General features: G+C 56.1%; 20 protein-coding genes. 6 read left to right on the top strand and 14 right to left on the bottom strand.

Annotated elements, in window-relative coordinates; translation table 11 throughout:
* Position 1 precedes the first annotated feature (1 nt).
* Positions 2–676, bottom strand: a complete 675-nt coding sequence (locus ACN0TS_RS03435) for a hypothetical protein (protein ID WP_417257902.1) — start codon at positions 674–676, stop codon at positions 2–4.
* Between the two features lie 242 nt (positions 677–918).
* Here ACN0TS_RS03435 and ACN0TS_RS03430 point away from each other — a divergent pair, with 242 nt between their 5' ends.
* Positions 919–1,368: a hypothetical protein gene (locus ACN0TS_RS03430; protein ID WP_417257901.1), complete on the top strand. Its 450-nt coding sequence runs from the start codon at positions 919–921 to the stop codon at positions 1,366–1,368.
* Between the two features lie 29 nt (positions 1,369–1,397).
* Here ACN0TS_RS03430 and ACN0TS_RS03425 read toward each other — a convergent pair whose 3' ends face one another.
* The 9 genes from ACN0TS_RS03425 to ACN0TS_RS03385 form a co-directional block, all read right to left on the bottom strand.
* The gene (locus ACN0TS_RS03425) at positions 1,398–1,931 is read right to left on the bottom strand and encodes a hypothetical protein (RefSeq protein ID WP_417257900.1); all 534 of its coding nucleotides are present in this window, start codon (positions 1,929–1,931) and stop codon (positions 1,398–1,400) included.
* Positions 1,932–2,151: 220 nt separating this feature from the next.
* The gene (locus ACN0TS_RS03420; RefSeq protein WP_417257899.1) at positions 2,152–2,586 is read right to left on the bottom strand and encodes a glyoxalase superfamily protein; all 435 of its coding nucleotides are present in this window, start codon (positions 2,584–2,586) and stop codon (positions 2,152–2,154) included.
* Complete coding sequence (locus ACN0TS_RS03415) at positions 2,583–3,974, bottom strand: MATE family efflux transporter (protein ID WP_417257898.1); 1,392 nt, start codon at positions 3,972–3,974, stop codon at positions 2,583–2,585. Before ACN0TS_RS03415 ends, ACN0TS_RS03420 begins: the two co-directional genes overlap by 4 nt.
* 227 nt (positions 3,975–4,201) lie before the next feature.
* Complete coding sequence (locus tag ACN0TS_RS03410; RefSeq protein WP_417257897.1) at positions 4,202–5,122, bottom strand: aldo/keto reductase; 921 nt, start codon at positions 5,120–5,122, stop codon at positions 4,202–4,204.
* An 80-nt stretch (positions 5,123–5,202) separates the two neighbouring features.
* Complete coding sequence (locus tag ACN0TS_RS03405) at positions 5,203–6,264, bottom strand: ABC transporter ATP-binding protein (RefSeq protein ID WP_417257896.1); 1,062 nt, start codon at positions 6,262–6,264, stop codon at positions 5,203–5,205.
* A 12-nt stretch (positions 6,265–6,276) separates the two neighbouring features.
* The gene (locus tag ACN0TS_RS03400) at positions 6,277–7,803 is read right to left on the bottom strand and encodes a DUF5060 domain-containing protein (protein WP_417257895.1); all 1,527 of its coding nucleotides are present in this window, start codon (positions 7,801–7,803) and stop codon (positions 6,277–6,279) included.
* 27 nt (positions 7,804–7,830) lie between these two features.
* Complete coding sequence (locus ACN0TS_RS03395) at positions 7,831–8,703, bottom strand: carbohydrate ABC transporter permease (protein ID WP_417257894.1); 873 nt, start codon at positions 8,701–8,703, stop codon at positions 7,831–7,833.
* A complete protein-coding gene (locus ACN0TS_RS03390; protein ID WP_417257893.1) occupies positions 8,700–9,599 on the bottom strand; it encodes a carbohydrate ABC transporter permease in 900 nt (299 codons plus the stop codon). Before ACN0TS_RS03390 ends, ACN0TS_RS03395 begins: the two co-directional genes overlap by 4 nt.
* A 121-nt stretch (positions 9,600–9,720) precedes the next feature.
* Positions 9,721–10,956: an ABC transporter substrate-binding protein gene (locus tag ACN0TS_RS03385; RefSeq protein WP_417257892.1), complete on the bottom strand. Its 1,236-nt coding sequence runs from the start codon at positions 10,954–10,956 to the stop codon at positions 9,721–9,723.
* Positions 10,957–11,170: 214 nt separating this feature from the next.
* Between ACN0TS_RS03385 and ACN0TS_RS03380 the strand changes: the two genes are divergently transcribed.
* Entirely contained in the window at positions 11,171–11,407 is a 237-nt protein-coding gene (locus ACN0TS_RS03380; RefSeq protein ID WP_417257891.1) for a hypothetical protein, read from the top strand.
* A gap of 38 nt (positions 11,408–11,445) precedes the next feature.
* Here the strand turns inward: ACN0TS_RS03380 and ACN0TS_RS03375 are convergent, their stop codons facing one another.
* Entirely contained in the window at positions 11,446–12,231 is a 786-nt protein-coding gene (locus ACN0TS_RS03375; RefSeq protein ID WP_417257890.1) for a 3-keto-5-aminohexanoate cleavage protein, read from the bottom strand.
* Positions 12,228–13,547 (bottom strand): aspartate aminotransferase family protein, encoded by a 1,320-nt coding sequence (locus tag ACN0TS_RS03370; RefSeq protein WP_417257889.1) that lies wholly within the window; start codon positions 13,545–13,547, stop codon positions 12,228–12,230. Before ACN0TS_RS03370 ends, ACN0TS_RS03375 begins: the two co-directional genes overlap by 4 nt.
* A 111-nt stretch (positions 13,548–13,658) precedes the next feature.
* Here ACN0TS_RS03370 and ACN0TS_RS03365 point away from each other — a divergent pair, with 111 nt between their 5' ends.
* The 4 genes from ACN0TS_RS03365 to ACN0TS_RS03350 all read left to right on the top strand — a co-directional run bounded on the left by ACN0TS_RS03365 (position 13,659) and on the right by ACN0TS_RS03350 (position 18,653).
* Positions 13,659–14,525: a MurR/RpiR family transcriptional regulator gene (locus ACN0TS_RS03365; RefSeq protein ID WP_417257888.1), complete on the top strand. Its 867-nt coding sequence runs from the start codon at positions 13,659–13,661 to the stop codon at positions 14,523–14,525.
* Positions 14,526–14,556: 31 nt separating this feature from the next.
* On the top strand, positions 14,557–15,525 hold the full coding sequence (locus ACN0TS_RS03360) for a TAXI family TRAP transporter solute-binding subunit (RefSeq protein WP_417257887.1): 969 nt from the start codon (positions 14,557–14,559) through the stop codon (positions 15,523–15,525).
* Between the two features lie 93 nt (positions 15,526–15,618).
* Positions 15,619–18,225: a TRAP transporter permease gene (locus ACN0TS_RS03355; RefSeq protein ID WP_417257886.1), complete on the top strand. Its 2,607-nt coding sequence runs from the start codon at positions 15,619–15,621 to the stop codon at positions 18,223–18,225.
* Complete coding sequence (locus ACN0TS_RS03350; protein ID WP_417257885.1) at positions 18,222–18,653, top strand: universal stress protein; 432 nt, start codon at positions 18,222–18,224, stop codon at positions 18,651–18,653. Before ACN0TS_RS03355 ends, ACN0TS_RS03350 begins: the two co-directional genes overlap by 4 nt.
* 56 nt (positions 18,654–18,709) lie before the next feature.
* Here the strand turns inward: ACN0TS_RS03350 and ACN0TS_RS03345 are convergent, their stop codons facing one another.
* Together ACN0TS_RS03345 and ACN0TS_RS03340 are read right to left on the bottom strand one after the other, a co-directional pair.
* A complete protein-coding gene (locus ACN0TS_RS03345) occupies positions 18,710–19,312 on the bottom strand; it encodes a class I SAM-dependent methyltransferase (RefSeq protein WP_417257884.1) in 603 nt (200 codons plus the stop codon).
* Between the two features lie 138 nt (positions 19,313–19,450).
* Entirely contained in the window at positions 19,451–20,233 is a 783-nt protein-coding gene (locus ACN0TS_RS03340) for a DeoR/GlpR family DNA-binding transcription regulator (RefSeq protein WP_417257883.1), read from the bottom strand.
* Positions 20,234–20,317: the final 84 nt, after the last annotated feature.

The following is a 20,317-nucleotide window of genomic DNA, read 5'->3' as shown; positions in this document are numbered from 1 at the left end:
CTCAGCCTCCCGCTGTATTCAGGCGGCGCACTTGGGCTACGAAATCGTTTTGCGTGGCGTTTGAGGTGGTCTCCACTACGGAGATAATACGCTCTTGGGCGGCGGGGCGTAGAGTGTAGACCTGTGCGAGCCATGCGCGTGTGGTTGGCGTCGAGACCAACAGTGTCAGGTCGTGGGTCAGGATGACGCCGGTCGCGGGCGAAGTTGGCAGATCAAGCGCCAATAACACACGTTTTTGCGCGATCCATCCTTCGTTTGCGGCTGCTCGGGCGGACAGGATTAGTGCGTTTTGCGCGGATTTAGTGTCGCCCAATGCAGCTGCGGCGCGGGCTTCGCTGAAGCGGGCCAGTCCCCATGCGGGGGCCTTTTCGCTGATCTGTTGCGCAATGACGCGGCAACGTGTGGCAATTTCGGCGTAGTCCTCGGTGGGTACGACGGATGAAATCGGGGCGATGAGAGCCTCGTTGCACATTTCGAGTACAGCCGTCTGTGTGCGGATGGCCCAAGGGGAAAAGGACAAATCCCTGTCGCCGTGCAATTTCAGAAAGGCGTCGTTGCCTGTTGTTTCGATCTGGCGAAAGCTGCGGTATTCATCCCACAGAACCTTTGCGGCGAGGCCCCCTGATGCGAGGGCGGCGAAAACGATGCCTGCATATATCGAAATGAACGGTCTCATCAGTCCCTTTGCTGTCGGCGTCGCATGGCGCGTTTGTACGAAAATGCGCGGCTTGTTCGTATTAGGATGCAGCTCGCGGCCCGTATGTCTGCGTAGAATACTGGCGTCATGGTGGCCGCTTTGGCAAGGCCTTTTGCAACTATAGGATGATAGGGCGCGGATTTATCTATTTGTGAATAAGGGTGTATATGGTACATTGCGTTCACTGGTTGCACAATTTACAACCCTGAGTGGATGCTTTCATGATCAAAAAACGACTGAATTTCGCGATCGTAGCAGCAACGGCGGCGCTGAGCTTTTCAGCGGTTCCCGTCGCGGCTCAAGAGGTTGATATTGCGGAATCTTGTTCGGCGGCTCCCGAGGGATGCGCTGCACTTGTTCTGGCTCAAATTGCGGCCTTGAAAGCGGCGGGACTGTCAGGGGAGACCCTCGATACGGCAATCGCACAAATTGCGGCCTCTGTGTATCGTGTGGCTCAGATCACCCCGTCTCCTGTGGTTGTGAGCGCCCTCGCGTCGGCGCTCAGTTCTGCGGCGTCGAGCATGTCCAACCCTGCGGCTGCCAGTGGCGTTCTGCAAGCTGCGAGTGTCGTTGCGAGTGGGGCAGCCGCGTCGACACAACCAACAGCGTTTGGTTTGTCTGCGCCCGAGGTGACGCTCGACACAACAGGCCTGCCTGCCTCGCCGACCTGATCCATAGCATCAGGTGTGGATGGGCGTCCCTAGCGGCATTCGGGGACCCCGAGACGGATCAATTCACTCCCCGAAACTGACCGCAGGCCAACAAGCGTATAGCGCGCATCGTGCATATACCATGACCGAACCGCCTGCGGGTAATAGGAGGCCATGATGCCAGACCAGTATTCGAACTCATCTGGAGCAAGGGCCACGCCGTAGAATTGGCTCATGGGGCCATGGAAGCCGAAGGTAACCGATCGGGATACGCATGTGTTGGGCAGACCAAGATACATGGTGCAGGCCGAGTTGCAGTAATCTCCCACGATACGAACCTGCGTACCACTTTGACGGAGGCGGTTGATCTCGTTGATCCGTAGTTGCAGCGATCCGCCAGAATCGTTGCGGATGGTGATGGCGGATTGCGACTGTGCGGCCTGCGTGGTTTGCGGGAGCTGTATGGCGGTGAGGGCAGCACCCAAAAGCAGGGCTTTTGCCCCCAGTCCTTTTCGTGCGCCTTGGCGTCGTCCCATTGCGGAGAAGAGCGCACGCCTCTTGCCCGCACCGAATCTTCGGAACATTTTCATGATTTCACCCACTCTTTCACTGAGCTGGCATGACACCAGCTTGGCAAGCCCACCTCGCCACGGCGCTATGAAAGAGCAGAAAGATTAAGAAGCGGTTGGTTGGGCGTTGGGTGTCCCCGTAAAACTCATTCGCATTGTCTTAGAGTTTTCTGGAATAGAGGCTGTTTTGGGGAAAGGACTTGCGGCGTAATCGCGGGGCGCGTGCCGCAAATCGCTAGGGCAAAAGGTTAAGCTGCAACTGTGGCTGTCCGTCGCTTGTCCGTTCTTCAGAATGGCCTTTGGGGCCAACAACACCGAAGATGTGCTTGCGAAAATTCGAGAACCGCGATGAGGTCACCACGTCGATGGCCTCATCCAAATGCAGTTCAAGGCGCACCCAGTCCGCCCTCACCGTCGTGCGTGACATCACCGTTGCGGTGAAGGGGTGGGACAAATAGGTGCCGCTGACTTTTGCGCCGATGGGCCAGTCATGGGACGGGCCGCCTGCGAGGGCTGCGGACATTGTGTTCCAATCGCGAAACCCGTGTTGATGGGCGATCATTTCAAGTGACGCGCCATGTCCGATTTCGGTTCCGTCATCGGCCAATTTCATGCGCAATCGCTTGGCCAGTTCTTTTGCTTGGCGGGCCGTTGGTAGGGGCGCATTCATAACTCGGTTCCTTTGTCGGCATGAAAGATGCCCCACTTGAGGCGCGTGTCGCGTGCCGTTTTCCAAAGCACGGTGAGCGTGAGACAGAGCAGCAGCACTTCGGCCATTGGACCCGCAAACCAGATACCCGTTTCACCTTGCCAAAGAGGCAGCAAGAAGGTCAATGGGATCGCAAAGATGTACGCTTTGCTAAGGCCCAATATGGCGGCTTTCGCAGCGGAGCCGATGGCTTGGAAATAGGCAGAGATCATCATCAACGGTCCCGCCAGAAAGAATGCGCAGCTCATGATTGGCAAAATGCGCACGACCTGTTCAATGACTGCCGCGTCATTGACAAAGGCACTGGCGATTTGGCGCGGCATGCTCATCAGGGCGGTCTGCACCACGGCGCAATAGACAAAGGCGGTGCAAACCGCGATGCGCAAGCTTACGTCTGAGCGATACCAAAGCGCTGCACCGAAATTGTTGCCCGTTATGGTTTGCATGGCAAAGGACAGCCCAAGCAGCGGCAAGAAGGTAAAGGTGAGGACACGTGTTATGATGCCGTAGGCTGTGATGGTGTCGGGGTATCCGGGGCGTCCGACCCATTGCAATGCGGTGATGATGGCAGTCGAGCCGAGGGCGATGCCGATGAAGTTCAGGCTTTGCGGCGCGCCCAAAGCGAGAATACGCCCCCATCCGCGGCATATTGAATTGTGCCGCAGAACAGAGGGGCGCAACGAGGTGGTGCCAAACACACGAAACGCCACGATGATGGCGAGGGCGAGGGCTTGAGCCGCCGCCGTGCCGTATGCGGAGCCTGCGACGCCCATCTCGAACACGGCGATGAGAAGATAGTTGAAGCCGATGTTGGCGAGTGAGACCAAAAGGCTCATCGCGGCCATGAAACCCACACGCCCTTCGTTGCGCAGGGCGTCCGAATTGACGGAAAGCACAAACAGCAGCGGTGAGAAAAACACGGTGATCCGCAGGTAGACCAAGCCCATCTGCGCCAAGGTGTCCGATCCGCCCGACAGCAGTAAGGTGACGGTCTGGCCGAGGATAAAAAATGCGCCGATGAGGAGGGCGCCGATGACGAGGGCCAAGCCGTGCGCGCCTGCGAAAACGGCGTGAGCTTTCTCTATATCTCCCGCGCCGAGGGCACGTGCCAACAGGCTCGACATGCCGTTAGCGACAAGCGTAGAGAGCGCCACGATCAGCATGTAAATCGGGAACATCAACGTCACGGCGGCCAAGGCATCGGGACCAACGTAGTGGCCTAGAAACAGCGCATCAGCGACGGACAAAAGCCCGCTCATTCCCATCACGAAAATGATCGGTAGGGCGGTTTTCACGTAGGTGAGGCCAAGCGGCCCAGTGGTAAACGAATTGGTCGGGGTGGTCGACATATCCCAAATTCCTCATTCCAGATCGCGCACAGTGAGGTGGGGCCCGCATTGCCGTCCGCGCGATAAGCGAAAGGAGTGATTTCGAGATGTCAGATCATAGAACTTTACCAAGACAAATGTCAGCGGGAGGCAGGCGTCTACAGCCTGTCCTCCCTCTAATCGGTGGAATATCTGACGTCAAGTTATCTGTGGTAGAGTGCGTGTCGTGGTCGTCTTGTCCCGTGGTCTTAGAGGAACAGTGACGGGTTCGTTGCGGCGATGATGGAATACCAATCTTGGCGATCCATGTCGGTGTTGATCGCTTTGATCGCGCCCAAAATACGGTCGCGGTTGCCCGATCCGACAACGGGAATGCCGCCAACGGGGTGCTTGTTGACAAAGGCAATAGCCGCATCCGCAGGGCCATCCAAGCCATAGGTTTTTGCAATGGTTCCAAGCAAACCGCGCAGCTTGACCACGTGTTCATCCTCAGAGGTCAAAAGCCGTCCGCCGCCAATGGGCGACCAGATCATCGGTTTGTATCCCGTTCTAATGGCGTGATCGAAAGTGCCGTCCGAGATGGGGTTCAGATGCAGGGGAGAGAACTCGATTTGGTTGGTCACAATTGGGGCCTTGAGACGAGAGGCCACCAGTTCGGTGCGAGAGACAGAGAGGTTGGACACGCCGACGTGTTTGATTTTGCCCTGAGCCACCAAGTCGTCAAGCGTGCCTGCGGTTTCATCGGGGTCCATGAGGTAATCGGGACGGTGCAAAAGCATCACATCGAGACAATCGACCCCCAGTTTTTGCAAGGACAGATCCGTTGATTTCCGGATCTCTTTTTCGCTGAAATCAAAGTGGCGCACTTTGTTTTCAGGGCGGTGTTTGGAGAGCCGTTGGATGCCGCATTTTGTGACGATCTCGAACTTGTCCGCGCCGACCTGGGCGAGGGCCTCGCCCAAGAATTCCTCCACCGTGAACGGGTCGGGGTGGCCGTAGACGCTTGCGGTATCCAGCGTCGTAATGCCGTGATCCAAGAGCCAGCGTAGGTGATCGGCTAACGCATGTGCATTGGAAAACTGGGACTGTGATCGCATGGTGCCCCAGACAAGACCCGAACAGGGCGGACCGCTTTTGTGCATTTGGACTTTGGGAATGGTAAGGGTCATTGTGTGCCTCCGTGAGATAAAAAAGGGCTGCGGTATGAACGCAGCCCAGGGAGATTTTTTGATCTTGAAAGACCTTGGGCTTATGCAAGTCGCTGTTCTGTTTCTGGATCGAAGTAGTGCACATGCTCGCTTTTGAACGACAGATGAATTTCGCTTCCAAGCTCGTATTCAAAGCGAGGTGGCAAGACGCAAGACACAGTTTGGCCTGCCAGTTCAACGGAGACATGGGTGTCTGCACCCGTGGGTTCGATCAGTGTGACCGTGGCCGGTGTGCCGTGTTTCGGGTCAATGGTGATGTCTTGGGGGCGGATGCCCAAAATCACATCGCCCTCGTGACCTGCGGCGTGGGAGAGAGCCACTTTGCTTTGATCCGCAAGGATGAGCGAGGGCCCACCCTCATTCGACAGCGTCCCTTTGAGAAAGTTCATTGAGGGCGATCCAATGAAGCCCGCAACGAACATATTGTTTGGCTGCTCGTATAGCTCAAGCGGTGTGCCGACCTGTTCAATCCGTCCTGCCCGCAAGACCACGATCCTGTCAGCCATAGTCATGGCTTCGATTTGGTCGTGGGTCACGTAGACAATCGTCGAGCCGAGCCGTTGGTGAAGTGACTTGATTTCGGCTCGCATTTCGCCGCGCAGTTTGGCGTCGAGGTTTGACAAAGGTTCGTCGAACAAAAACACATCAGGATCGCGCACAATGGCGCGTCCCATCGCGACGCGTTGTCTCTGACCGCCTGACAGTTGCGATGGTTTGCGCGACAACAGGGGGGTAAGGCTGAGGATTTCCGCAGCGTTATCGACCTTGCGTTTGATCTCGTCCTTGGGCACGCGCGAAATTTCGAGCGAGAACCCAAGGTTCTGAGCCACGGTCATTTGCGGATAAAGCGCATAGTTTTGGAACACCATCGCGATATTGCGCTCTTTCGGGGAGAGGGTGTTCACGACCCTGTCCCCAATAGATACGGTGCCGCCGGAAATATCCTCCAACCCTGCGATCATACGCAGGATTGTGGATTTGCCGCAGCCGGAAGGCCCTACGAGAATAACGAACTCGCCATTTTCGATTTCCAAGTCGACGCTGTGGATCACCTCAACGCCGCCATAGGATTTGTTCAGGCCGTTAATTTCGACAGTTGCCATACTCTTGCCCCCTTATGCTTTGCGTCGACGAACGCGCAGCGCCAAGCGCGGCTTCGAGGGTAGGGATACCGCAAAATCAGCATCAGGCTTGCCGCCACGAATGAGCGTGCCGTGCCGTGTAACGGGGACCACGTGGGCCTCGATGATTTTGGCAGGCTCAATCGTCATGTTCCATGTGTCGATCACATCAACATCATAGTCGCCGCCATCCGTGGGCAGGCCCGTTGACCAGACTGCGGGTTGGTGTTCCCCGAAGTAGATAAAGGTCGTCCCGTCCTTGCCATCACGTGCGCCAGAGATGCGGCTCCACGGAAATCCGTAGTATGAGCCGATGGGTTCAAGCCCGTGTTCGACATCTTGCTCCAACATTTCGCGCAGCCACTTGATCCGTTTCCACGCTTGCCCGTGCAGCTTGCCACCTTTGGCCCACCAGATCAGATCGTCGGGGTCATTATAGGTTTCGCCATGACCTGCGTAGCCACCACGCAGGGTCGTGGTCCAGAAGCGGTGTGTGAGTTCCTCGGCCGTGATGTTGCCCCAGCTTTGATACAGATCGCCCTCGTATTCCGGCTCGTCATTGATGACGGGTTTGCCGTAGGTGTTGCGCCACAGTGGGGTCTGTTTGACGTCCCAGTGCTGGATGCAGACGTGGGTGATCCAAGGCAGACGGTGATCGTAGTTCTTGGCGGGGTCGCCGTTATGGTTCGACATCAGGTGATGCAAATGGTCGTATTGTTCCAAGGTGTTACAGAACTTGTGCCAGAGCTCCATTGGCTTGGTGTTGAGCATGAAGTCATACTCGTTGGCCAAGGACCACCACACGTTGCGGTAGGCCGAAATGCGCGCTGCGAGGTATTTCAGGAAGTTGCAATCCTGTTCGGGTGTCATATCGGCATAGCCCCAACGGTCGTAGGGGTGGAACAGAATGATGTCCGCTTCGATGCCCATGTCGGCCAGTTTGCCGATCTGTGTTTCAAAGTGGCGGAAGGCTTCGGGGTTGGGACGGTCAAAGTCCATATCCCCCTCACCCTCACCGATCTGCTCGTAGACGTTATGCAGCGCGGGGTTGGCGTTGTAGGGGTAGCTTTTGGGGAAGACGCCCATACGCACCTTGTTAAACCCTGCTGTTTCCAGAGTTTTCAAGGTTTCGTTTTGCATCTCGATCGGCTGGTGTGTCCACGCGTAGCAGGTTGTCCCGAACGGCTTGTATGGTGTGCCGTCAGCGTAGGCGAAGTGGAAGGTGTTGCGGACCCGTACAGGACCATGCACACCGTCGCGCGGGGCTGTGGCGACGAAGCTGTCGGTCAGGCCGTCGAGCGCAGACGCATTCGATGTCGTCGTGAGTTCCCAGTCGCCTTCGGTGTCAGGGCAGAACCGCAGTTTGTAAGTGCCGTCGCCATCGTAGAAACCTGGAACTTTGACGGTGCGATTGCCCAAGGAAAAGACGCCATCAAAGGTTACGTCCAAAAACGGGTTGCCATCAGATGGGCCTGTCGCGGTGAATTCGAAAATGTCCCAGACTGGTGTTTGGGTAGTCATTTTTAGTGCTCCTAATTTTGTTTCTATTCAGCCCTTTACAGCGCCAGAGGTAAGCCCGCTGACGAAGTAGCGCTGGAAAATGAGGTAGACGAGGACCGCCGGGAGGACAGTCATGACGATGGCGGCGTTGAGCTGGCCATAGTCGTTTGAGAATTGGCCTTGGAACGACATCAGTCCCAAGGGCAGCGTCCACATGTGTTTGTCTTGCAGCAGCACTAGGGCCATCGCAAATTCGTTCCATGTGGAGACGAAATCCAAGATCAACAGGGCGGCGAGAACTGGCAATGAAATCGGCAGGAAGACACGGCGGAACGTGGTGAAATGAGACGCGCCATCAATGAGGGCGGCTTCGCTCAACTCTTTTGGAACCGCTTTGAAAAAGCCGTGCAGGATGAACACCTGATAGGGGATACCAAAGGCCAGATAGGGCAAGATAACGCCAACATAGGTGTCAATCAGCCCGAGCGAGTTTACCAAGGTGAACAAGGGGGCCAACATGACCTGAAACGGGATCATCGCGCCGAGCAGCAAGAACAACAAGATTGCCTTGCCCCACCGCATCTGAATGCGTGCCAAGGCATAGGCCCCCATTGCAGAAATCAAGAGCCCAACAGGCACTTTGATAAAGGTGATGATGACACTGTTCACCATGAGTTCCGAGAAGTTTCCCGTCACCCATGCTTTGGTGAAGTTCTCCGTCTCGAAATGTGTCGGCGGCGCAAAGGCACTTGTCGTCATAACGTCGGCGTTGTTCTTCAGCGAGGTGAACAGGATAAAGATGAACGGCGCGATCCAGATCATGGCCAGAACCACAAGGGCGAGCCACAGGATGATCAAGACAGGATCGCGGCGTTTCTTATGAACCGTGATCATAGCGGGGTCGGTGGATGTCAGTGTCATTGCGCCTGCTCCTCGCGTTTTTGCGACCAAATCATGTAGGGGACAACGACGCTCAGTGTGAGGATCAGCAAGATCACGGAGATCGCGGAGCCGCGGCCGAAGTCAAAGATTTGCATCGACTGGGTAAAGGCCCACATCGCGAGCATTTGTGTCGATTGAGCGGGGCCACCGCCGGTCATGCCGTAGACAATATCAAAGGCCCGCAGGGACGAGATCGTCGACAGCACCACCACAATGGTCATGGTGACTTGCAACGCGGGTAGGGTCACATAACGGAACATCTGCCACCGCGACGTGCCATCAATCCGGGCGGCTTCTACCAGTGAGCGGTCGACGCCTTGAAGGCCTGCGAGGAACAACACCATCGAGAATCCGACGTGTTGCCAGATATAGGCGACGAACATGGAATAGAGCGCGATATCGCGGTCTCCGAGCCAGTCCAGAATCCATGTCCGAAGTCCGATGTCGGTGAGGATTTGAGTGAACAGCCCAAAGAACGGATCATACATCCACCGCCACATGGTCGCGACCGCGATGGGCGCAATGATGACGGGCAGATAGTAAATTGCGCGTAGGCTGCTGCGCGCGAAAATCTTCTGGTTCAATCCCAAGGCCAAGAGCAAGCCAATGGCTGGCGGGAACAGGATGGAAAGAACGGTCCAGATGATCGTATTTTTAAACGCGACCCAGAAGACGGGGTCTTTGGTGAAGACGTGCCTGTAATTGTCCAACCCGGCAAAGGCGCGATGTGGGTCCAGTCCGTTCCAGCGTTGAAAGCTGAGAATGAAGACGTCGATCATCGGCCAGATTGCAAAAATGGCGTAAACGCCGACGGCGGGGACAAGAAGGACCATCGCCTGAGACTGTGTCGATTGAAATCTCTTGTGCTTGGTCATGTGTCTGACTCTTGTTGAAAGTGGGAGGTTTTGGCTTAGGCGTGGCGAAGGCTGCGCAAGCTCAGGCTTGCAGCGACGCGATCATCGCGCCGCTGCAAGGGAGGTAACTCAAGGCGCGCCGTTAGAGGTTGCCGATAAAGGTTGCCATGGCTTCCGCTGCGGGCTTGGGCTCCATTTCACCTGAGGCCACTTCGTTGATGATACGGAAGTATTCCGTAGTCACCGCCAGTGGGAAGGCTTGGTCGCCGTTCACGAAGGTGCCGCCTGCGGCATCGAAAATCTCGATCCATTCCTTGTGAAGATCCATCGCATCGTCGCCCAGTTTGACATCTTTGTTGACGGACAGAGCGCCAAAGGATCCGTTGATCTTGGATTGGAACGGTGTCGAGATGAACATGTCGACGAATTCAGCCGCCAGATCAGGATTCTTGGATTTAGACGAGACATAGAGATATTCGGCAAAGCCATAGAGGCGGTTTGTGCCTGTCGGGAATGGGAAAATTCCGTATTCCGAGACGTCGGCGTTCTCGTCGATGGCATTCACCATCCAGTCGCCTTCGAGCATCATAGCGGCGCGTTTTGCGTACCACAGTGTCGAGGCTTGTTTCTCATCAATCCCCATGAATGGTGCGAGGATGTAGTCATCGGCCCACCATTTCATCTCTGCGAATGCGGCTTCTGCACAGGGCTCGGTGGCCCAGTCCAGTTCCATGCTTGTCAGCGCGTCATGTTTCTCTGCGCCACACGTCGTTTCCAAGAGCACATCCATCAGGCGCATCACGTGCCAGTTAACGGCACCGCCAAAGGTGAACGCGGCATAGCCGTTTTCCTTGAGTTTGACCGCTGCGGCTTTGAGCTCTTCGTAGGTCTCCGGCTCTTTGTCGATGCCAACTTCGTCAAAGATGGTCTGGTCGTAGTAGACGGCCTCGCCGCTAAAGCGATATGGCGCACCGTGTTTGCCATCGGCATAGGCTTCCACAAAGGCTTGCGATGGGACGGAGACGCGATCGGCCCAACCGTATTTCTCGTAGTATTTGGTCAAATCAAGGCTGAGACCGGCGTTTACATATTCGCCGCCAAGGCCAAGACCCGCCCACATTGTGTAGACGTCAGGCCCAGTGTCGGAACCTGCGGCCACGCGGAGTGCGGTTTTATGTTCGTCCGTCCCACGGTGGATGACTTCCACGTTGTCGTCAGGATTTCGTGCTTCAAAGGCTTCTTCGGCCAGTTTGAATGCGAGCGATTGTTTTTCTGACGAATAGCTGAGTGTCCAGACCGTCAGGTCTTCAGCCGTAGCGCCACCAGCCAAAAGCGCAAGGCTCGCCGCGGAACTCAAAATTAGGGTATTCAGTTTCATAGTTTCTCTCCTCCAAAACGTCCAATCTTCACCCCTCCACAAGATCCGATTTTCCATGACTTCACGCTCATGGAACCTCATCATCTTGTCAACTGGTATGTTGAGATAATGAGTTTGGTTTGAGCGTGCTTTTCCGAGTGGGAGCCATGGTTGACCTAAGGGAAGACTCTGCGATGCAGCGAGCTAAATGTTGAGGGTAAACAATAGGAAATGGATGATTTTTGCAGAAGCTGGCTGTCCGCTTCAAAAATCGAAGTCCATGCGCCTCGGCACTAATATTTTTGTAAATTTTTCTTTCTGGCCGCTGCTGCGTTGGTCGTTTTGGGCGCGTGTGTTCAAAATTTCCGCACCAAAAACCAAAGGATTCGTTCCGAATCTGACGGATCAGGAGCGGTTTCCATTGCCGCCCCGTTTGGCGCGAGGCCGCAACGCATGGCTATTCATGCCGTAGGTCACAGATGTGCTGCGGTGGAGCGTGCGGTGCCTAGATTAGGACGCGGCGGTGCTATCGGTCGAAAAAGCCTTGCGCAGTTCCGCGACGCGCTCCGCATTGGAGGCCGCGACTGTGCCGTCCGCATTCCAGACCGAGTTTTCAAACCCGACGCGCACGTGTCCGCCCTGGCGATGGGTCGCCACAAGGCAGTCGGTTTCGCGCCTGCCAAAGGCGCACACGGCCCATTGAGACTCTGGGCAGGTCGCAGTCCTCCACGTGGCAAAAGGCGCGATATCTTCGGGGGTGCTTTGTTGGTTTTCGCTGTAGCGGCCCAAAACGAACAGAAGTTGAAGGTCCGTGTGTTTGATCCGTCCGTCGCGTAAGAGGTCCGACATCAGCGCCAAATCCGTCGGCCCATAGAGGATGTGTTGCACGGCGATGTCGGCCTCGGCGCAACGGGCATAAAATGCGACCGCCGCCTCGATATCGCCATCGGCGCACATTTCGGCCAAGGAGACCGATACGGCTTCAGGCTTGACCTGATCGACAACCGCGCGCTGTTCAGCGGGGGTATATTGCCCCACGGCCTCGGTGGTGATCTGTAGCGTCATGTCGGGCACGGCGCGGCGTAGCTCGGTCAGGGTTTCGGTGTAAAGACCCGCATCAAGAGTGTGTCGGCCCTGCGCGTCACGCACATGAAGGTGCAAGCCGTCTGCGCCCGCTGCATGACACGCCACGGCCTCCGCCACGATCTCCTCTATCGTGATCGGCAGGGCAGGGTGGTCCGCTTTTGTCTTTCGCGCCCCGTTGGGGGCGACCATCAGTTTGGGCAGCGGGATCACAGGACTTTCCCAATCGCAATGCCGAGTTTGGTTACGATCTCGTCGATGTGCTGATCCTCAAGGATAAAGGGCGGTGCGAGCAAGATGTGATCGCCGTTTTGACCATCAATGGTTCCACCCATCGGGTAACAGGCAAGCCCTGCTGCAAAGGCTTGTTTCTTGAGCGCTTTGTGAATGGCGCGGGAGGGATCAAAGGGGCGTTTGCTGTCGCGGTCCTCTACGATCTCAAGGCCACGGAACAATCCGCGCCCGCGAATATCGCCAATGTTGGGATGTTGTTCAAAGGCCTCTTCGAGCGCGTTTTGTAGTTTTTCACCCATCACCGCGCTGCGCTGAACAAGCCCGCCATCGGTGAGTTTCGTCAAAACGGCGAGCGCGGCGGCGCAGGCTGTGGGATGCCCGACATAGGTGTGTCCGTGTTGGAAAAATCCTGATCCGGCCTCAATAGCGGCGTAGATTTGGGCGGAACATAGCATCGCGCCGATGGGTTGGTAGCCCGCCCCCAATCCCTTGGCGACGCAGACAATATCGGGGCGCACCCCGTCCTGTTCGCAGGCGAAAAGCGTCCCCGTGCGCCCCATGCCGCACATGACCTCGTCGAGTATCAGGAGCACGCCGTATGTGTCGCAAATCTCGCGCACGCGTTTGAAATAGCCTTCTACGGGCGGGACGGCACCGGCGGTGGCGCCGACCACGGGTTCGGCGACAAAGGCCATGACGGCATCCTCGCCAAGGCGCAGGACTTCCGTCTCAAGCTCATTGGCGACCCGTTGGCCGTAGTCGTAAGTCGATTCGTCGTCGCGTTTGCCGCGGTATTCAAAGCAGGCGGAAATATGTGTGGTCTCGACCAACATCGGCGCAAATGGCGCGCGTCGCCATTCATTGCCCCCTGTGGCCAAAGCGCCAAGCGTGTTGCCGTGGTAGCTTTGCTTGCGGGCAATCACATGGCGGCGTTGGGGTTGGCCGATCTCGACGAAATACTGACGCGCCAGTTTCAAGGCCGATTCCATCGCCTCGGAGCCGCCCGACACGAGATAAACTCGGTCAATGCCTTCAGGCGCGTGGCGAATCAGGGCATCGGCCAAACGTTCCGCAGGATCCGAGGTGAAGAAACTTGTATGGGCATAGGCGATCTGATCGAGCTGTGCTTTGATCGCATTGATCACATCCGTATCGCCGTGCCCCAAGCACGACACAGCCGCACCGCCAGAGCCATCGAGATATTGCTTTCCCTCGTTATCATAGAGATAAACGCCTGATCCCCGCGCAACAGTGGGCAGAGATGATTTCGTATGCCTTGGGAACACATGTGACACGGCGAGACCCTTTCCGATGTGGTGCTTTCATTGGTGAAACATATAATTCTGCCGTTGACAATATGTGAAACAAGTGAAACATTTCAGGTCACTTTGGAGGGGTCACTTCGTTTGCATTTGTCGTTTGAACAACAGTTGTCGGGAAAATATGCCTCGCTCAGCGCAAAGCTGAAAGAGGCGGCTGACTTTGTTGTTTCGCATCCCGTTGATGTGGCGACACGCAGTCTGCGCACGATCTCCAAAGATGCCAATCTGTCGCCCGCGACATTTTCACGGATGTCTACGGCTGTCGGTTATGACAGTTACGAAGACCTGCGCGATGTGTTGCGTCAGGCGATTGATCAACGCAGCAATACCTTTTCGCATCGCATTGGCGCTCTACAGGATCGCCACAATGAGGGCGATCAAGGGTTTCTCGGTCAACACCTTTTGGACTGCGCCACGAATGTGCAAAGCCTTGAGGCCGCGATAAATCCTGCAACGCTTGAAACATGCGTCGAACGGTTGCATGAGGCGCGGCGGGTTTTGGTACTCGGGGCGCTCGGCTCCACGGGGGTTGCTGAGTATCTGACCTATATGGCCAATTTTATCGCTGATAACTGGTCGATGGCGAATCGGATGGGGGCGTCATTGGCCAGTGGTCTGGTGGGGCTGGATGAGCAGGATGTGCTGATCATCATGACCAAGCCCCCCTTTGCCCGTAACGCTATCAACGCGGCGCGAGAGGCGCGCGAGGCGGGGGCGTTTGTGATTGTCATCACCGACACCCATACCTGCCCCGCGCTGATTCACGCATCTGCGTATTTTATTATTCCCACGCAAAGCCAACATTTTTTCTCGTCTTATGCAGCGACACTTGTACTGTGTGAGGTGATGGTTGGTATGCTTGCCAGTCGCGCAGGAGCGCCCGCACGGGCGCGTATTGCCGATGTGGAATTGCGAAATCGTCGTCTCAGTGAAGTCTGGGTCGATGACTGATATCAAAAACATCAATCTAAGGGAGATACTGATGTCTAAGAACCTGAAACTATCCTTCGCTGCCCTTGCTGTTGGCGCCATGATGGCTCCTGCGGCATATGCAGAAGAGTTCATCACAATCGGGACAGGTGGCGTCACGGGCGTCTACTATCCCACAGGTGGCGCGATCTGCCGTCTTGTGAACCAGGGCCGCAAAGAGCACGGTATCCGTTGCTCCGTGGAATCCACAGGTGGGTCCGTTTATAACATCAACACCATTCGCGAAGGCGAGTTGGAGTTCGGTGTGGCGCAATCCGATTGGCAGTACCACGCCTATAACGGTACCTCCAAATTCGAAGAAGCAGGCCCATTCGAAGGCCTTCGCGCTGTGTTCTCCGTCCACCCCGAGCCCTTTACCGTTGTGGCTCGCGCAGATGCGGGCATCAAAACCTTTGACGATCTGAAGGGCAAACGCGTCAACATCGGCAACCCCGGTTCCGGTCAGCGCGGCACAATGGAAGTTCTGCTTGATGCCAAAGGTTGGACAACAGACGATTTCGCTCTGGCAACCGAGCTGAAAGCTGCTGAACAGTCCGCCGCTCTTTGCGACAACCAGATTGATGCGATGGTCTACACCGTTGGTCACCCATCCGGTTCGATCCAAGAGGCAACAACAGCCTGTGATTCCGTTTTGGTAACCGTCGATGGTGCCGAAGTTGAAAAGCTGATCGAAGAAAACTCCTTCTACCGGACAGCAACCATTCCCGGCGGCATGTACCGTGGCAATGATGAAGACACCACAACCTTTGGTGTGGGCGCGACATTCGTGACTTCGGCTGATGTGTCCGAAGAAGCGGTGTATGCGGTTGTGAAATCCGTGATGGAAAACATTGACGATTTCCGAAAACTGCACCCTGCATTCGCCATCCTTGAGCCCAAGGAAATGGCAACGGCAGGTCTGTCCGCTCCTCTGCACCCCGGTGCTGAGAAATACTACAAAGAAGCAGGTCTGATCGACTAAGGCTATGTTTTTTGGAGGGGCGCACTGCGCCCCTCCATTGCGATTAAGAACAATAAAGGCAGTTCCAAAACTGCATATCAGGGGGAAAAGATAATGGTCGAAAACGACGTCAAAAACCGCGCACTAAGCGAAGAGGAGCTACAGGATCTTGTTGCCTCCTCTGATGCCGGCGCGCGCAATCCGGCGGGGATGGTGGGCTTATTGTTGGCCACTGTTGCTGTCGTTTGGTCTTTGTTCCAAATTCTTCTGGCGTCGCCCTTGGCGAACTACGTGTTGCCTGGGGATCTGATCAACAATTCCCGCCAAATCCATTTGGCTTTTGCAATTTTTCTGGCCTTTATGGCCTATCCCGCACTCAAATCGAGCCCTCGCCACTACATCCCTATTCAGGATTGGATCTTTGCGCTCTTGGGTGTGTTTACGGCCCTTTATGGCCTGATCTTCTATCAGAAAGTTGTCGACGCGGGTGGTCTTGCCGATGACGTTGACAAATGGTTTGCCTTCCTCGGTCTGCTGATCCTGTTCGAGGGCGCCCGTCGCGCACTTGGACCTGCAATGGCGCTCATTGCCACGATCTTTCTGGCCTATGTCTTCTTCGGGTCATCCGAATGGGTCACAGATGTGATCCGGTGGAAAGGCGCGTCGTTGAAGAAAGCGATGAGCCACATGTGGATCACCTCCGAAGGGGTCTTTGGTATCGCCCTTGGTGTGTCCACCAAGTTTGTCTTCTTGTTCGTTCTCTTCGGGGCTTTGCTCGATAAAGCGGGGGCAGGGAACTACTTTATCAAAATGGCGTTCGGCGCACTGGGCCACCTCAAGGGCGGGCCTGCAAAAGCCGCCGTTGTCGGCTCTGCTGCGACGGGCCTGATCTCTGGTTCTTCCATCGCAAACGTTGTGACCACGGGCACATTCACCATTCCCCTGATGAAGCGTGTCGGGTTCTCGTCTGAAAAAGCGGGCGCGGTCGAAGTGGCCTCCTCGGTGAACGGACAAATCATGCCGCCTGTCATGGGCGCAGCGGCGTTTTTGATGGTTGAATATGTGGGCATCTCATATGTCGAAGTGATCACACATGCCTTCTTGCCTGCGACGATTTCCTATATCGCGCTCGTCTATATCGTTCACCTCGAAGCGGTGAAAAACAACATGCCGACCTTGGGCAACCGCGTCGTGTCGATGGGCAAGACGATTGGGGGCATGGCTGCATTTTTCTTTGGCTTCGCGGCTCTGTGCTACGGCGTTCAATATCCTGTGGGTTGGGTCGTCTCGGCGCTTCCTGAAGGGGCAGGGCTTGTTATGTCTTTGCTGATTTTCATTGCCTATGTCGCTCTGCTCTGGCTTGCGTCGAGTGTTCCTGATCTGGAACCAGACGATCCGAATGCCGAAGAGGTCGAGCTTCCTGTTGTGGGCGAGATCTACAAATCGGGTCTCTACTTCTTGCTGCCGATTGTCGTCTTGGTCTACTTCTTGATGATCGAGCAAAAGTCACCCGGCCTCTCGGCCTTCTGGGCGACCTCGCTTCTCTTCGTGATCTTGCTGACGCAGCGCCCGTTGAAAGCCATGTTCCGTGGCGAGAGCGATCTGTTCAATGCCTGTAAGGCAGGTGTCGTCGATCTGACCCACGGTCTTATTGATGGCGCGCGCAACATGATCGGTATCGGCCTTGCGACCGCAACGGCGGGGGTCATTGTTGGTACCGTCACACTCACAGGCGTTGGTCAGGTGATGGCCGACTTGGTTGAGTTGCTGTCGGGCGGTAATCTGATCTTGATGCTTGTTATGGTCGGGCTGTTGTCTCTTGTCCTCGGTATGGGCTTGCCCACCACCGCGAACTATATCGTTGTGTCATCCCTGATGGCGGGCGTTGTGGTCGAGCTTGGGGCGCAGTCGGGTCTGATTGTGCCGCTGATCGCGGTCCACTTGTTTGTGTTCTACTTCGGGATCATGGCCGATGTGACGCCACCCGTGGGGCTTGCGAGTTTCGCTGCTGCCGCCGTATCGGGGGGCGACGCGATCAAGACGGGCTTCGTGGCGTTCTTCTACAGCCTGCGCACCGTGGCCTTGCCGTTTGTGTTCATCTTCAACACCGACTTGTTGTTGATTGATGTGACGTGGACCCAAGGTGTATTGGTCTTTATCACAGCCTCGATTGCCATCCTCGTCTTTACGGCGGGCACGATGGGGTGGTTCCTGACCAAGAGCCGTCTGTATGAAAGCATTGCTTTGATTTTGGTCGCTTTCGTCCTCTTCCGTCCCGACTTTGTCATGGATCGTATCCAACCGCCGTTCACACAGGCCGCCCCTGCGGATGTTGTCACGGTGCTTGGCGAAGCATCCGAGGGTGACGAGTTGCGCCTGACTGTCTCGGGCCCTGACTACGATACGGGCGAGATCAAAGAAACCACCTTGGTTCTTCCTGTTGGCGCGGGTTCTGGCGAAGAGCGGCTTACGGACACGGGGTTGCTTCTGATGATCGAAGACGGTCTTGCGAAAATGGATGAACCTGCCTTTGGCTCACCGTTCTCGTCCTCTTTGGCTAACTTTGATTTCTATGGCGACGAGCCGGTGCAAATCACAGAAGTGCAAGCACCTGTTCATCAAATGGCCAAGGAAATCGTCTTTGTTCCGGCGCTGATCTTTCTCTTGCTCATTGCTCTTATGCAACGCGCCCGTATGTCTCGTGAAGGAGTTCCAGCATGACAAATTCTGTTCTATGTGCGGTCGATGTCAGCAATGACGACGACGATATCCGAGTGATCCAAGCGGCGGCCCGTCTTGCCGAATTGGATGAGGCGCAACTTGATGTGATTGCCGTTCTTCCCGATTTCGGGATGAGTCAGGTTAGCGCCTTCTTCAATGAGGGGCATCACGCCAAAATGGTCGCTCAGGCAAAGAGCCACCTCAATGAATTGGTGACAAAGGCATTGGGGGCGGATCAAAACGCGAAGGTCCGTCACGTGATCGCAACGGGGCGTGTCTATGATGAGGTGTTGAGCCTTGCCGAGAAATCCTCTGCGTCGCTGATCGTCGTTGGTGCACACAAAGCCGATCTGGCCGATTATCTGTTGGGGCCGAACGCTGCGCGTATCGTGCGCCATGCGAAATGCTCGGTCTACGTCGTTCGCTAGGCACGTCTGACAGAAGTAAATCTTACAAAACGTCCGCGTTTCGGCGCGGGCGTTTTTTATGCGATCATGAACACATCATAGCGTGTGGATTTTCCCACGATTTGATGGGAGCAGGGCTTGATACCCGCAATCGGGTCGGCCTTCGCGGGCCATTTTAACACCACACGTTTCTCCGCAGTTTCGAGCGCCACGCGCAGCAAATCCGCAGCATCCTCGTCCGTGCCCACGATCTCGCGCACTTGCCGCAACTCGCGTTTGACCAGTGCCGAGTTCTTGCGCGGCGGGTGCATCGGGTCGATCAGGATCGCCTCGCCTGAGAGCGTTGGTAGCAGCTCTTTTGCATCCCCCTTGAGCAGCGTCATGCGCTCGATTATTTCACGAAATACACCGCCCTCGTCATGGGCACGGGCCATGCCGTCCGCCAGTAAAGCGTGCATCTTGTCCGATCGCTCGATCATCGTGACCTGTGCGCCAAGAGAGGCCAACAGGAATGAATCACGCCCCAAGCCCGCTGTAGCGTCGATAATCGTCGGGGTCTTGCCCGCACGCAGTCCCATTGCTTTCGGGAGATCCTGCCCCCGTCCACCACCGAATTTCAGGCGATGCGCGACTGCGCCGCTGACAAAGTCAACCCGTAATTCCCCAACTGTCTGCGCCATATTCGCTGCGTTGCCTTGTCGTTTGGTTGCGTTGGAACGTGAATAATGCGCAGTTTCTACTGCGTTTGAGCCGTCAGGTGCAGCCCTAAAATTTGCCAACGATTAGGGGGCGGTGATGCCGCAGACGCCTGTTCGGTTTCACCGCATATCGTCACGACGTGCGTTCGCCTCAATCACGCGCGTCCCCCATGTGTCGCATTTTTCCTTTAGATCGGGCGCAATTGCTGCGTCCGTATAAAGCGCATCGACATCCGCGAGGGAGCAGATGGTAAGCGGTGCCTTGCGCTGGAATTTGAGATGACAGGCCACAACCATCACATCGCGGGAGCGTTTGATTGCGGTGTTGCTGACGATGATTTCCTGCCCGTCGAAGTCTAGCAAATCGCCATCTGAATCAATCGCGGAGCAGCCCAGAACCGAGTAATCAAACTTGAACTGCTTGACCATTTCAACGGTGAGCCCGCCGACGATGCCGCCATCGGTGCGGCGCAACACGCCCCCCGCGACGATGATCTCACAGCTTTTGTTGGCTGCGAGGATGTTGGCGATATTGATGTTGTTGGTGACGACCAACAGGTTTTCGTGGTCCAGAAGCGCGCGGGCGACGGCTTCGGTCGTTGTGCCGATGTTCATAAACACCGAGGCCCCGTTGGGGATCTGTGCCGCACAGGCCTTGCCGATGGATTTCTTGCCTGCTTCGTTCAGGCGTCTGCGTTCCTCGTAGACAATATTGATCACGCCGGAGGGCGGGACAGCGCCGCCATGCACCCGTTCCAATCGCCCCTCTTGTGCAAGGTCGGACAGGTCGCGTCGGATAGTTTGCACGGTGACGCCATAGTGGGCGGCCAGATCCTCGACCATCACTTTGCCCTCTTTGCGGGCGCGTTCCAAAATCTCTTTCTGCCTGAAATTTGAAACCATCCGTATTCTCTCCCTTGCACCAGCTCTGCGGGTTACGGAACTGGTCGCCCTTTGCCTCAAAGAACCTACACAAAGCCGCTGACG

The organism is Celeribacter sp. (assembly GCF_048266405.1).
Lineage (GTDB): Bacteria > Pseudomonadota > Alphaproteobacteria > Rhodobacterales > Rhodobacteraceae > Celeribacter.
The sequence above is the reverse complement of the archived record's forward strand: the minus strand, read 5'-3'. Positions and strand labels throughout refer to the sequence as shown.

Bases quoted from the DNA above. Each gene is read 5' to 3' on its own strand.
- ACN0TS_RS03435 (WP_417257902.1), bottom strand. From the start codon at position 676: ATGAGACCGTTCATTTCGATATATGCAGGCATCGTTTTCGCCGCCCTC.
- ACN0TS_RS03430 (WP_417257901.1), top strand. From the start codon at position 919: ATGATCAAAAAACGACTGAATTTCGCGATCGTAGCAGCAACGGCGGCG.
- ACN0TS_RS03425 (WP_417257900.1), bottom strand. From the start codon at position 1,931: ATGTTCCGAAGATTCGGTGCGGGCAAGAGGCGTGCGCTCTTCTCCGCA.
- ACN0TS_RS03420 (WP_417257899.1), bottom strand. From the start codon at position 2,586: ATGAATGCGCCCCTACCAACGGCCCGCCAAGCAAAAGAACTGGCCAAG.
- ACN0TS_RS03415 (WP_417257898.1), bottom strand. From the start codon at position 3,974: ATGTCGACCACCCCGACCAATTCGTTTACCACTGGGCCGCTTGGCCTC.
- ACN0TS_RS03410 (WP_417257897.1), bottom strand. From the start codon at position 5,122: ATGACCCTTACCATTCCCAAAGTCCAAATGCACAAAAGCGGTCCGCCC.
- ACN0TS_RS03405 (WP_417257896.1), bottom strand. From the start codon at position 6,264: ATGGCAACTGTCGAAATTAACGGCCTGAACAAATCCTATGGCGGCGTT.
- ACN0TS_RS03400 (WP_417257895.1), bottom strand. From the start codon at position 7,803: ATGACTACCCAAACACCAGTCTGGGACATTTTCGAATTCACCGCGACA.
- ACN0TS_RS03395 (WP_417257894.1), bottom strand. From the start codon at position 8,703: ATGACACTGACATCCACCGACCCCGCTATGATCACGGTTCATAAGAAA.
- ACN0TS_RS03390 (WP_417257893.1), bottom strand. From the start codon at position 9,599: ATGACCAAGCACAAGAGATTTCAATCGACACAGTCTCAGGCGATGGTC.
- ACN0TS_RS03385 (WP_417257892.1), bottom strand. From the start codon at position 10,956: ATGAAACTGAATACCCTAATTTTGAGTTCCGCGGCGAGCCTTGCGCTT.
- ACN0TS_RS03380 (WP_417257891.1), top strand. From the start codon at position 11,171: ATGATTTTTGCAGAAGCTGGCTGTCCGCTTCAAAAATCGAAGTCCATG.
- ACN0TS_RS03360 (WP_417257887.1), top strand. From the start codon at position 14,557: ATGTCTAAGAACCTGAAACTATCCTTCGCTGCCCTTGCTGTTGGCGCC.
- ACN0TS_RS03355 (WP_417257886.1), top strand. From the start codon at position 15,619: ATGGTCGAAAACGACGTCAAAAACCGCGCACTAAGCGAAGAGGAGCTA.
- ACN0TS_RS03350 (WP_417257885.1), top strand. From the start codon at position 18,222: ATGACAAATTCTGTTCTATGTGCGGTCGATGTCAGCAATGACGACGAC.
- ACN0TS_RS03345 (WP_417257884.1), bottom strand. From the start codon at position 19,312: ATGGCGCAGACAGTTGGGGAATTACGGGTTGACTTTGTCAGCGGCGCA.
- ACN0TS_RS03340 (WP_417257883.1), bottom strand. From the start codon at position 20,233: ATGGTTTCAAATTTCAGGCAGAAAGAGATTTTGGAACGCGCCCGCAAA.